15 protein-coding genes are annotated in these 12250 nt (G+C 59.6%); 5 read left to right on the top strand and 10 right to left on the bottom strand.

What is annotated here, in order from left to right:
* Genes ACQ4WZ_RS25315 through tyrS form a run of 3 tightly spaced genes read right to left on the bottom strand, consistent with a single transcriptional unit; the run spans position 1 to position 2370 of the window.
* Complete coding sequence (locus ACQ4WZ_RS25315; RefSeq protein WP_436574771.1) at positions 1–633, bottom strand: YbhB/YbcL family Raf kinase inhibitor-like protein; 633 nt, start codon at positions 631–633, stop codon at positions 1–3.
* Positions 634–658: 25 nt separating this feature from the next.
* Complete coding sequence (gene dtd / locus ACQ4WZ_RS25320; RefSeq protein WP_101483821.1) at positions 659–1108, bottom strand: D-aminoacyl-tRNA deacylase; 450 nt, start codon at positions 1106–1108, stop codon at positions 659–661.
* Complete coding sequence (gene tyrS / locus ACQ4WZ_RS25325; protein WP_076568307.1) at positions 1105–2370, bottom strand: tyrosine--tRNA ligase; 1266 nt, start codon at positions 2368–2370, stop codon at positions 1105–1107. Before tyrS ends, dtd begins: the two co-directional genes overlap by 4 nt.
* 154 nt (positions 2371–2524) lie before the next feature.
* On the opposite strand from tyrS, the gene ACQ4WZ_RS25330 reads away from it, so the two are divergent.
* Positions 2525–3892: a M23 family metallopeptidase gene (locus ACQ4WZ_RS25330; protein WP_101483820.1), complete on the top strand. Its 1368-nt coding sequence runs from the start codon at positions 2525–2527 to the stop codon at positions 3890–3892.
* A 110-nt stretch (positions 3893–4002) separates the two neighbouring features.
* Positions 4003–5133: an anhydro-N-acetylmuramic acid kinase gene (locus tag ACQ4WZ_RS25335; protein WP_436574772.1), complete on the top strand. Its 1131-nt coding sequence runs from the start codon at positions 4003–4005 to the stop codon at positions 5131–5133.
* Positions 5134–5198: 65 nt separating this feature from the next.
* On the opposite strand, the gene erpA is transcribed toward ACQ4WZ_RS25335, so the two are convergent.
* From erpA to rplM, 5 genes are all read right to left on the bottom strand, one after another.
* Positions 5199–5561, bottom strand: a complete 363-nt coding sequence (gene erpA, locus ACQ4WZ_RS25340) for an iron-sulfur cluster insertion protein ErpA (RefSeq protein WP_029496047.1) — start codon at positions 5559–5561, stop codon at positions 5199–5201.
* A gap of 98 nt (positions 5562–5659) precedes the next feature.
* The gene (locus ACQ4WZ_RS25345; protein ID WP_436574773.1) at positions 5660–6049 is read right to left on the bottom strand and encodes a bactofilin family protein; all 390 of its coding nucleotides are present in this window, start codon (positions 6047–6049) and stop codon (positions 5660–5662) included.
* 91 nt (positions 6050–6140) lie between these two features.
* Complete coding sequence (argC, locus tag ACQ4WZ_RS25350; protein WP_101483818.1) at positions 6141–7178, bottom strand: N-acetyl-gamma-glutamyl-phosphate reductase; 1038 nt, start codon at positions 7176–7178, stop codon at positions 6141–6143.
* 168 nt (positions 7179–7346) lie between these two features.
* On the bottom strand, positions 7347–7739 hold the full coding sequence (gene rpsI / locus ACQ4WZ_RS25355; RefSeq protein ID WP_010393285.1) for a 30S ribosomal protein S9: 393 nt from the start codon (positions 7737–7739) through the stop codon (positions 7347–7349).
* 9 nt (positions 7740–7748) lie between these two features.
* Entirely contained in the window at positions 7749–8177 is a 429-nt protein-coding gene (rplM, locus tag ACQ4WZ_RS25360; protein WP_010393282.1) for a 50S ribosomal protein L13, read from the bottom strand.
* Between the two features lie 225 nt (positions 8178–8402).
* Between rplM and ACQ4WZ_RS25365 the strand changes: the two genes are divergently transcribed.
* Positions 8403–8825 (top strand): OsmC family protein, encoded by a 423-nt coding sequence (locus ACQ4WZ_RS25365; protein ID WP_436574774.1) that lies wholly within the window; start codon positions 8403–8405, stop codon positions 8823–8825.
* A gap of 51 nt (positions 8826–8876) precedes the next feature.
* Here the strand turns inward: ACQ4WZ_RS25365 and coq7 are convergent, their stop codons facing one another.
* A complete protein-coding gene (coq7, locus tag ACQ4WZ_RS25370) occupies positions 8877–9521 on the bottom strand; it encodes a 2-polyprenyl-3-methyl-6-methoxy-1,4-benzoquinone monooxygenase (protein ID WP_133988677.1) in 645 nt (214 codons plus the stop codon).
* A gap of 85 nt (positions 9522–9606) precedes the next feature.
* Positions 9607–10038 (bottom strand): hypothetical protein, encoded by a 432-nt coding sequence (locus tag ACQ4WZ_RS25375; protein ID WP_101483815.1) that lies wholly within the window; start codon positions 10036–10038, stop codon positions 9607–9609.
* 148 nt (positions 10039–10186) lie between these two features.
* Here ACQ4WZ_RS25375 and ACQ4WZ_RS25380 point away from each other — a divergent pair, with 148 nt between their 5' ends.
* Positions 10187–10966 carry an ABC transporter ATP-binding protein gene (locus ACQ4WZ_RS25380; RefSeq protein ID WP_101483814.1) on the top strand — a complete coding sequence of 260 codons (780 nt, stop codon included), beginning with the start codon at positions 10187–10189 and terminating at the stop codon, positions 10964–10966.
* Positions 10967–10969: 3 nt separating this feature from the next.
* Positions 10970–12166 carry an ABC transporter permease gene (locus tag ACQ4WZ_RS25385; protein WP_436574775.1) on the top strand — a complete coding sequence of 399 codons (1197 nt, stop codon included), beginning with the start codon at positions 10970–10972 and terminating at the stop codon, positions 12164–12166.
* Positions 12167–12250: the final 84 nt, after the last annotated feature.

Here is a 12250-nt window from a genome sequence, read left to right on the forward strand (position 1 = left end):
TTATTTCTTCAGGGTAAGTGCCAGCTCGGGCTTGAGCGAGTAGGCAACGACGAGCTGGGCTTCGTCGAGGATGTGGCCGTAGAGAGCGGCATGGGCTTGCTGCCCCGTAAAACGCTCGGGCAAGGCCAGGCGCGGCACGTCGAGCGCATACAGGCGGAAGATGTAGTGGTGGATGCGCTCATCATTCCACGGCGGGCACGGGCCATCATAACCGTAATAATCGCCGGCCATGGCGGCATCGCCGGCAAACCAGCCCGTGTAGTCGTTGATGCCCTGGCGCAACACAGTACCAGCAGGCTTGCCGCGCGGCGTGATGCCGCTGGAAAACTCTCCGGCGGCTATGACCCGCATGTCCGGCGGCAAGTCGAGCAAGCTCCAGTGATAAAAGTCGCCGCGCGGCGCCGTCAGCGGCAGAGCCTGGTCATCGCGGTTGGCCAGACTGGCGTCTTGCGGCGCATCGGGGTCGATGCAGAACAGGGCCAGCGATTCGGTGCCGCTCGGCACCTCATCCCAGGCCAGATGGGGATTGCGGTTGCCGGCGAGGCGCACGCGGCTGACCGGATCGATCTCGGCAAACGCATAGTCGGCCGGCATCAGACCGCCATCACGAAACGTCTCGCTCCACAATTTCATCGCTTGCTCCCTTTTATCTTTTTAGTTATTGCTTTGCATTCACTTGCAGCCAAAAGGTGACGGGTCCGTCATTCGTCAGCGACACTTGCATGTCGGCGCCAAACTGTCCCGTTTGCACGGTCGCATGGCGGCTGCGCGCCTGTTCCACAAAATGCGAAAACAGGCGCAAGCCATCCTGCGGCGCGGCTGCCGGCGTAAACGACGGGCGCGTACCGGACTTGGTATCGGCCGCCAGCGTAAACTGGGGCACCAGCAGCAAGCCGCCGGCCACGTCCGTCACACTGCGGTTCATCTTGCCCGCCTCGTCGGCAAACACGCGATAGCCAAGCAATTTGGTCAGCAGGGCGTCCGCTTCCTTCTCCGTATCGCCCCGCTCCGCACACACCAGCACCATCAGGCCGGCGTCGATGGCGCCGATGGTGGCGCCGGCGACGTCGACTTTCGCCTGCGTGACTCTTTGCAGCAGCGCAATCATGCCGTCAAGGTGACGCGCGCGAAACTGCGCTTGCCAACTTGCAACACGAATTCGCCGGCCGCCACTTGCAAGCCCTTGTCGCTGATGACGGTGCCGTCGATGCGCACGCCGCCCTGGTCGATCTTGCGCATGGCTTCCGATGTCGATGGGCACAGACCTGCTTGCTTGAGCAATTGCGGGATGCCCAGCGGTGCACCAGCCAGCGTCACTGCCGGGATATCGTCGGGAATGCCGCCCTTCGAGCGGTTGACGAAGTCGGCCAGCGCATCTTCCGCCGCCTGCTGCGAATGGAAACGGGCGACGATTTCTTGCGCCAGCGCAACCTTGGCATCGCGTGGATTGCGGCCTTCCTCGACTTCGCGCTTCAGCTGGGCCAGTTCGGCGATCGAACGCCACGACAGCAGCTCGTAGTAGCGCCACATCATGACGTCGGAAATACTCATCAGCTTGGCGAACATGGTGTTACCCGGTTCCGTGATGCCGATGTAGTTATTCTTCGACTTGGACATTTTTTCCACGCCGTCCAAACCTTCCAGCAGCGGCATGGTCAAAATACATTGCTGCTCCTGTCCATACTGCTTTTGCAGTTCGCGGCCCACCAGCAGGTTGAACTTCTGGTCCGTGCCGCCCAGTTCCAGGTCCGACTTCAGAGCCACCGAGTCGTAGCCTTGCATCAGCGGGTAGAGGAATTCATGCACGGAAATAGGAATGCCGCCCTGGAAGCGCTTGGTGAAGTCGTCGCGCTCGATCATGCGCGCCACCGTGTAGTGGGAAGCGAGCTGAATGATGCCGCGCGCGCCCAGCGGATCGCACCACTCGGAGTTATAGCGGATTTCGGTCTTGCTGGCGTCCAGCACTAAAGATGCTTGCGCGAAATACGTCATCGCGTTAATCTCGATCTGTTCCTTGGTCAAAGGCGGGCGCGTGACGTTGCGGCCCGAAGGGTCGCCGATCATCGAAGTAAAGTCGCCAATGAGGAAAATGACTTGATGGCCCAGGTTTTGCAACTGGCGCATCTTGTTCAGCACGACAGTGTGGCCCAGATGCAAGTCGGGTGCAGTCGGGTCTAGGCCCAGTTTGATGCGCAGTGGAACACCGGTTTTCTCGGAGCGTGCTAATTTTTGCGCAAATTCGCTTTCGATCAAGAGTTCGTCGACGCCACGCTTGGTAATCGCGAGGGCTTCTTGTACTCTGTCCGACAGCACAAGCGCGGTCTGAGCGGCGTTAGCCTTTGTAGGCGATGCGGTGGTGTTGATTTCCATAAAATTTGACTGTAGATCTCAAAATGGTAGTAGGTTTGCGGAGTTTGCTATAATGCTCGATCCCATCAATCTTGCCGTATGAAAACGAACCAAAATAACAATAACAAAGAGCACTAGTTCACGAATCGTTCAAGGGCAAATTTTAACTGATTGCATGAACCCTATACATAAAATCACAAGCTCACGCTTGTACACACAGCTGACGACGACACGCAAGGCACGCATTATCGGCGCGTCCGCAGTGCTGCTCGCCGTCGCCGCCTTCGGCGCTGTCGCTGTGTCGCCCATGGCGCCAGACGCATCCGACTTGCCGGTCACGTCCATCGCCCAGAACCTGGAAATGCCTGATCTCGCCTCGCAAATTTCCGCGATGGAACAGGTAGACCAGAATTTCACCCACGAAGAAAAAGTCCGCGCTGGCGATACCCTCGCCACCCTGCTGACCCGTCTCGGCGTGAATGATTCGGCGGCCGCCAATTTCATCAAGACCGACAAGATTGCGCGCGGCGTGATGTTGCTCAAATCGGGCAAGCGCGTGCAAGCGCAAACGTCCGAAAACGGCGACCTCAACTGGATGCGCGCCACTCTCGTCGATGGCACGGACAAATCGGTCAAGAACATCCTGATCACCCGCAAGGGCGACAAGTTCGTGGCCACGGAAGTGGCAGCCCAGCTGGAACGCCGCGTTGAAATGCACGCGCGCAAGATTACCTCCACTCTGTTTGCCGCCACCGATTCCAGCCTGGACGGCACCCGCCTGCCAGACACGATTTCCGCGCAAATCGTGGAAATGTTCTCCACCAATATCGACTTCCGCTCCGATCTGAAACGAGGCGATTCGTTCAACGTTGTCTACGAAACATTCTGGCAAGATGGCGAATTTGTCCGCGCGGGCCGCATCCTGGCCGGTGAATTCACCAACCGCGGCAAGACCTACCAGTCCGTTTGGTTCGAAGACCCAGCCAGCAAGCAAGGCGGCGGCTACTACAGTTTTGACGGCAAGTCCCTCAAAAAAGCCTTCCTGAAATCCCCCCTCGAATTTTCCCGCATCTCGTCCGGCTTCTCCATGCGTGTGCACCCGATTTCCGGCAACTGGAAAGCGCACAAGGGCATCGATTTCGCCGCAGCAACTGGCACGCCTATCCGCGCCTCGGGCGACGGCGTGGTCGATTCCGTTGGCAGCCAAAATGGCTACGGCAATGTTGTTGTCCTGAAACACTGGGCCAACTACAGCACCGCCTACGCCCACATGAGCCGCTTCGCTTCGGGCTTGAAAAAGGGTCAAAAAGTAAGCCAGGGCGATGTGATTGGCTATGTCGGCACCACCGGCTGGTCCACGGGCGCCCATTTGCACTATGAATTCCGCGTCGGCGGCGTGGCACAAGACCCAAGCAAGCTGAACGTGCAAGCCCAGGCGCCGCTGACGGCCGCCGAGCTGAGCCGCTTCCGCATGGTCTCCGCTGACATGATGCACCGCTTCACCCTGCTGCGTCCGAACGACACGGCACTGGCGTCGCGCTAAGCAACACTGCGACACTGCCTTCGGGCAATACACAAAGGCACCGCCCATGCAGATGGCCGGTGCCTTTGTTTTTTCCCCCGCGCTTTTGCGTACGGCACAAATGCGGCACAATGCACCTCATCACTTACGCACGCGAGGAAACACCCATGCTGTATATCGGTTTAATGTCGGGCACCAGCCTCGATGGCGTCGACGGCGCGCTGGTCGATTTTTCCGATGATGGCGGCGTGCGCAGCCTTGGCGACAGCTATATTGCCTTTCCCGCCAGCCTACGCGCCGACCTGATGGCCCTGCAAAGTGCGGGCCAGAATGAAATCGAACGCGAAGCGCTGGCGGCCAATCAACTGGTGCGCCATTACGCCGACTGCGTCGCCATGCTATTGAGCAACGCCGGCATTGCCCCGGACGCCATCACCGCCATCGGCGCGCATGGCCAGACCATCCGCCACCGCCCCGAACTGGGTTTTACGCGCCAGCTGAACAACCCGGCTCTGCTGGCCGAACTGACGGGCATCGATGTCATTGCCGACTTGCGCAGCCGCGACGTGGCTGCCGGCGGCCAGGGCGCGCCGCTGGTACCAGCCTTCCATCAAGCCATTTTCAATCTTCCCGGCCACACGCGCGTGCTGGCCAATATCGGCGGCATCAGCAATATCAGCGTGCTGCATGCGGATGGCACGGTGACGGGCTACGACACAGGCCCGGGCAATGCGCTGATGGATGGCTGGGTCTTGCAGCACCAGGGCCAACCGTACGACGCCAACGGCGCCTGGGCCGCTACAGGCCAGGTCATCCCCGCCCTGCTGGCAGAATTGCTTAATGAACCGTATTTTGACTTGCCGGCGCCAAAAAGCACGGGGCGCGACCTGTTCCATGCCGACTGGCTACAAGGCAAGCTGGTCAGGCATCCAGCTGCCCGGCCGGCCGACGTGCAAGCGACCCTGACGCAGCTGACGGCCGCCAGCCTGGCGCAAGCCATCGCGCGCGACGGGGCGCAGGCGGAAAACGTGTATGTATGTGGCGGCGGCGCGCAGAACGCCAGCCTGATGGCTGCCCTGGCCGCTGAATTGCCGGGCATGGCGGTGGCATCGACGGAAGCGCTGGGCGTGGCGCCCAGCCAGGTCGAGGCGCTGGCCTTTGCCTGGCTGGCCTGGCGTTTTACACAACGCAAGCCTGGCAACTTGCCGGCCGTGACGGGCGCGCAGGGTTTGCGAGTACTGGGTGCGCTGTATCCCCGTTGATCATGCGTAGAAACACAAATAGCGGATCAACGATCCGCTATTTTCTTGCTTGCTCCGCCTAATACTTAAACGGAGAAGGACGAGCCGCAACCGCAGGTAGAAGTAGCCGTTGGGTTTTTAATCACGAACTGCGCACCCTCCAGGTCATCCTTGTAATCGATTTCCGCGCCGACCAGGTACTGGTAGCTCATGGAGTCGATCAACAGCTGGACGCCGTTCTTGACCATGGTGGTGTCATCTTCATTGACGATTTCGTCGAAGGTGAAACCGTACTGGAAGCCGGAACAGCCGCCACCCTGCACGAAAACGCGCAATTTCAGGTCGGGATTACCTTCTTCTTCGATCAACTGCGCGACTTTTTCAGCGGCGCTATCGGTAAAGATAATGGGTGAAGGGATCACATCTTGCATTTCAGCGACGGCATTCATATTGGACACTCCTACTAGAAAACATTAACTCATTATAGACTGTTGCCGCAACTCGCGCTGCGACAGCCACTGAGGCGGCTGGACGGTGTTGTTCTTGCTCACATTTCCGACACGGCCAGGTGCAGCACGGGGTCGGCGCTGTCGTGGCGACTCAGCCTGCCTTGCACCAGGGCGCCGCTGTGCATTTCCAGCACCTTGTAATAGACCTCTCCTACAATGCGGGCTTTCGGCTGGATTTCAAGCATTTCGGACACGTACACGGGGCCGTTGATCTCGCCGCTGACGACCAGGCTGGAGCAGCGCACTTCGCCATCGATGCGCCCCGCCTCGCCCAGCACCACATACGTGGACTCGCCCGGCTCGCCCGTGACATTGCCGCGCACCTGACCATCGATGCGCAGGCCGCCGCAAAACAGCAAGTCACCCTCGATCCGCGTGGAGGCGCCGATCAGGGTATCGATGGGGTTTTTCGCGTTGCGCTCGAACATGAACGTCATCCTATCCGGTGTACGTGGCAGCCCAATTTATCACAGGTCCGGCAAAAAGACGCCGGACCTCCGCAAACGCTAGTGCCTATATTTAAGGCATCACGGCGATATGTTGCAAACCGGCCGTCTCTTTCAGGCCAAACATCAAGTTCATGCATTGCACAGCCTGGCCCGACGCGCCCTTGACCAGATTATCTTGCACCACCAGCACGATGACGGTATTGCCGCCTTCAGGACGGTGCAAGGCCAGGCGCAGCATGTTCGAGCCGCGCGTGGAGCGGGTTTCCGGGTGCGAGCCGAATGGCATCACGTCGACGAAAGGCTCATCCTTGTATTGCTCTTCGAACAAGGCTTGCAATGCTTCATTGCTGACGTCCTTGTTCAGCTGCGCGTACAGGGTCGAATGCATGCCGCGTATCATCGGCACCAGGTGCGGTGTAAAGGTCAGCCCCACTTTCTCATCCGTGAAACGCTGCAATTGCGCCGCCGTTTCCGGCAGGTGGCGGTGGCCGGCCACGCCGTATGCTTTGAAGCTGTCGCTGCTTTCCGAGAACAGGATGCCGATTTCCGCCTTGCGGCCGGCACCCGACACGCCCGACTTGCAGTCGGCGATCAAGCCGCCCGCGTTGACCAGGCCCGCCTTGAGCAAGGGGTAAAAGCCCAGCTGCATGGTGGTCGGGTAGCAACCAGGATTGGCGATCAGGCTGGCTTTTTTAATATCTTCGCGGTTCAGTTCCGGCAAGCCGTACACGGCTTGCTCGATCAGCTCGGGCGCAGTGTGGGCAATCTTGTACCATTGCTCGAACTTGGCCTGGTCTTTCAGGCGGAAATCAGCCGCCAGGTCGATGACTTTCACACCGGCGGCCAGCAGGGCTGGCGCTTGCGCCATGGCAACACCATGCGGGGTGGCAAAGAAAACCACGTCGCACTGTTCCAGGTTGGCTTTGTCTGGCGAAGTGAACGCCAGGCTCACGTGGCCACGCAGGGAAGGATACATGTCAGCAACGGGCAAGCCATCTTCCTTGCGCGAGGTAATCGCCGTCAACTCGACATCTGGATGGGTTGCCAGCAAGCGCAGCAATTCCACGCCCGTGTATCCAGTGCCGCCGACGATGCCAACTTTGATCATGTTCTTTCCTTGTGTATAGATTGCATAAAGATGAGGGGAAATGCTACCCCAGCGGGTTTTCCGCGTATTTTACAGCGCAACGGCGCATCCCGCTGAAATGCAAAAAAGCCGCGAGACCAAAGTCCAGCGGCTTTTCGACCAGCACCCGAAGGTGCTGTAGCGTAAGAATTAACGCTTCGAGAATTGCTTTGCGCGACGTGCTTTGCGCAGACCAACTTTTTTACGCTCGACTTCACGTGCATCGCGGGTAACGAAGCCGGCTTTAGCCAGTTCCGGTTTCAACGCTGCATCGTAGTCGATCAGAGCGCGGGTGATGCCGTGACGAACTGCACCAGCCTGGCCCGACTCACCGCCGCCATGGACGTTGACTTTGATGTCGAAACGCTCGACATTGCCGGTCAGTTCCAGTGGTTGACGGATGACCATCAGACCCGTTTCGCGCGAAAAGTATTCGTTTGCTGGTTTGCCGTTAACAACGATCAAGCCTGTGCCAACTTTGATAAAAACCCGAGCCACTGCACTTTTGCGACGGCCGGTTCCATAATTGTAATTACCGATCATGTCAGTTCCTTAGAGAACAAGTGCTTTAGGTTGCTGAGCAGCGTGCGGATGGGAACCTTCCGCGTACACTTTCAGCTTCTTGATCATTGCGTAGCCGAGTGGGCCTTTAGGCAACATGCCCTTGACCGCTTTCTCAAGCGCGCGACCTGGAAAACGCTGTTGCATTTTCTGGAAGTTGGTTTCGTAGATGCCGCCTGGATAGCCAGAGTGACGGTAGTAAATTTTCTCAGTAGCTTTGGTACCGGTCACACGCAGTTTGCCTGCGTTGATGACGACGATAAAGTCGCCGGTATCGACGTGAGGAGTAAATTCTGGTTTGTGTTTGCCGCGCAGTCGGAGTGCCACTTCGCTGGCAACACGTCCGAGGACTTTGTCCGTCGCGTCAACCACGAACCAATCGCGCTGGACTTCATGTCCTTTAGCGGAAAATGTTTTCATGTTGACTTCCTAATAGATTACACGCTCAAATGGTGGTTCCGCCGATGTTGCTATGCGGACTCTGCCTTATTTACTTTTCCTGAGCGAACGGAAAGCCGACAAGTATAAGCGGCTTTGTCTTGCCGCGTCAAGCCACGATGCAGACCGGCTGCGGGCTGGCGGGCGGCACATGGACAGGCATTCCTCTATTACAATACAAAACGCTTACAATTTTCGGAGAGTACGATGGAATGCAAAGTCAGCTGGAACGGCCCGTCGGGCATGAGTTTTCGGGCAGAAACCGGTTCCGGCCACATGGTGACCATGGATGGCGCACCCGATGGCGGCGGCCACAACCTGGCGCCACGCCCCATGGAAATGGTCTTGCTGGGCACGGGCGGCTGCACCGCCTATGACGTGGTGCTGATCCTGAAACGGGGGCGCGAAGCCGTCAGTGGCTGCGAAGTGACCCTGAAGGCCGAGCGCGCCGACACCGATCCGAAAGTATTTACCAAGATCCACTTCCATTTCACCGTGCGGGGCAAGGCCCTGAAACCGGCGGCCGTGGAACGGGCCGTTTCGTTGTCACACGAAAAATATTGCTCGGCGTCGATCATGCTGGCCAAGACGGCGGAAATTACGCACTCGTTCGAAATCATCGAAGAGTAGGTCGGGTAGGTCGGATTAGCGCGCCAGCGCGTAATCGGCTATTTTCTGCGCCTAAATATAGTAAGCCGTTTTTGTCATCACTTTACCCATGATGCCCATCAGCGCCTTCACGGGCGCCGGGGTATCGATGGCGCCCAGGCGCTGGGCGGCGGCGCCGTGTTCCACTTCGTCCATCGCCATCTGCTTGACGATGGCGCGCGACTTGGCGTCCTGCGGCGGCAATTCCTGCAAATGGCTGGCCAGGTGCGCTTCCACCTGTCGCTCTGTTTCCACCACAAAACCCAGGCTGCGGCCGTCGCCCATGCGCGCGGCGATGGTGCCCAACGCAAAGGAACCTGCATACCACAGAGGATTGAGCAGACTCAAACGCGAGCCCAGCTCCGTCAAACGCTGCGCCGTCCAGGCCAGGTGGTCTTCCTCTTCGCGTCCCGCCTCATCGAACTGGGCGCGGATGGCCGGGCTGTGCGCAAAGCGCGCCTGCGAGTTGTACAGGGCTTGCGCGCATACTTCGCCCACGTGATTGACGCGCATCAAGCCGGCGCTGTGGCGCTGCTCGGCCGCGCTCAGCTCCGCATCGGGCGCGTGCGCGGCCGGCGTGGGGCGCGAGGCCGAAGCCACGCCCGCGATGACGCGCAGGGCCTTGTCGGCGCCAACAATCAAACGATCCAGGGGGTCAAAATGGCGGTTCGCGGTCATCGTGGCTATTCATGTAAGGGAAAACATGGATTATAGGACGATCAGGGCCAGCCGTACCCACGCCGCGCGCAGGGTGAACGGGGCTTTATTGACTTGTGCGCGCTTTTTCCCGCTCGATCCAATCGACCACGGGGCCGACGGCGTCCAGGCCGGACAGGCTTTTCGCCACGCCCAGGTTCAGTGAAACCAGGAAGGAAATGCTGTCGACGGGAATATCCGGGCAGTGCGCGGCAAACGCGGCGAGAAAGCGCTCCGACTGCAGCACGCGCAAGACTTTCTCGCCGCTCATGAATTGCAGCACGCTGGCGATGCTGTGCCCGCCACCTATCGAGTGATAAATAAAGCGGTTGTACCTTGCGTCGATCTGCTTGAAGTCGAGCGTTTCTTCCGTCATCAGGCCGGCCAGGTAGTACAAGCCCAGGCTGACGCGGAAGAAACCGATGGCTTCGGCACTGGTCATGCCGGCACGCGCCACGGCCAGTACCTTGTCCTGCATTGCCTGATCGATCGTTTGCATTGCGCTCTCCCGCGCCGTCCGCCGGCGCCTACCGGGCCAGCTTGCATGAAGATGCTGTTTTTTTCAATAGACCAAACGATATTTCCATCTTGCAAGTTACATTTTTTGCATGCTACTCTCGTTCTTCACCTTTGAATGGATGAAATACATGATTGAGGTCAAACACCTGGCAAAACGTTTCCGCATGCCGCCCCACAAGGGCAAGGGCGTGCACGTCAGCGATCCGCGCGAACATGATGGCTGGTTTCACGCCGTGCGCGACGTCAGTTTCAGCTGCGCCCCGGGCGAGGTGCTGGGCCTGCTGGGTCCGAACGGCGCCGGCAAGACCACCACCTTGCGCCTGCTGTCGACGGCCCTGCAGGCGGACGCCGGCAGCGCCCTCGTCAACGGCGTCGATGTGCTGCGCCAGCCGCTGGTGGCGCGCCAGAGCATCGGTTTCCTCTCCGGTTCGACGGGCTTGTATGGCCGCCTGACGGCGCGCGAAAACGTCGAGTACTTTGGCCGCTTGCATGGCATGCCGGCCGACAAGCTGAAACGCCGCTGCGATGAGCTGTTTTCCCTGCTGCAAATGGAGGAATACGGCGGCAAGCGGGCCGATCAGTTGTCGACGGGCATGAAACAGAAGTGCGCGATCGCCCGCACCGTCGTGCACGAGCCGCAGGTGGTGATCCTCGATGAGCCGACGACAGGCCTCGATGTGATGTCGGCCAAGATCCTGCTCGACTTCATCGCCAGTTACAAGGCGCTGCGCGTGCCACTGATCTTTTCCACGCACCACCTGCACGAGGTGGAAAAGCTGTGCGACCGCGTCTGCATCATCAACCGCGGCACCACCGCTTTCAATGGCACAGTCAAGGAACTGCGCCACCTGGGCGGCAGTACCGATCTGTACGACGCCTTTGTCAGCGTCATCAACCAGGGAGCCTGAGCCATGTGGACCATTTATCTGAAAGAGTTGCTGGAGCTCACGCGCGACCGCAAGACGCTGATTTTCACCATCCTCATCCCCATCTTTGCCATGCCGCTGATCTTTGGCGGCTTCGCCTACGTCTCGAACAATATGTTCAAGAACGCCAAGACGGCGGAAATGCGCTACAGCTTGTTCGGCAAGGACCATTCGCCGGGCCTGAGCGCGCGTTTTGCCCAACAGAACAACCTGCGCGAAGTGCCGCTGGCCAACGAGGGGGACATCCGCCGCGCCATCGGCGACGACACCATCAAGTTTGCCGTCGTCATCCCACCCCACTTTGAAGAAGCGCTGCAGCAACAACAGCAAGCCAAGGTGACCCTGCATTACAACAGCGCCAGCACGGTCGACGTGACCCAGCAAAGGGTGCGCGAAATCGTAGACACCTACAACGCCAGTCTGCGCGAGGGGGCGCTGTCGGCCCTGAACCTGAGTCCGGCCCAGTTGGCCTTCGCCCTGCACCCCATCGTGCTCGACAAGCAATCGACTGCCAACGAGCGCGAGCAGATGGGCGCCGTCATCGGCGGCCTGCTGCCCTATCTGCTGCTGATGGTGTGCCTGACGGCGGCCATGTATCCGGCCATCGACCTGGGCGCCGGCGAAAAGGAGCGGGGCACCCTGGAAACCCTGCTGCTGGCGCCCGTGCCGCGCAGCGCCATCGTATTGGCCAAGTTCCTCGTGCTATTTACCGTCGGCATGACGTCCGCCGTGCTGATGGTCGGCAGCATGGGCGCCCTGCTGGCCATCTTCGGCAGCTCGCTCGAGGGCCACATGGCCGTCATGGTGCGCAGCATCGGCTTGCCCGACCTGGCCATGGTGACCCTGATGCTGGTCCCGACGGCCGCCATCTTCGCCTCGCTGCTGCTGTCGATCTCGATCTACGCAAAAAGCTACAAGGAGGCGGCCGGCATGATCACGCCGCTGATGCTGTTCGTCATCCTGCCCACGGTAGCGGCCATGCTGCCCGGCGTGGAGCTGAACTGGATCTGGGCCATGGTGCCGCTGACGAACGTGTCTCTGGCCATGAAGGAACTGGTGAAAGGCACCATGGATTACCGCATGTTCGGCGTGATCCTGGCTTCGACCACGGTGATCGCAGGCGCCCTCTTGATGCTGTGCCGCTGGTGGTTTAACCGCGAATCGGTCCTCTTCCGTAATTGATAGTCACGCGGCGCGCCAGCGGGGTACAACAGTCCCCGATATGGCGCGCCATCCACCCCGCCCATCCGCACTCTGGGCACGCGA

It is taken from the genome of Janthinobacterium darwini (assembly GCF_051380905.1).
GTDB lineage: Bacteria > Pseudomonadota > Gammaproteobacteria > Burkholderiales > Burkholderiaceae_D > Janthinobacterium.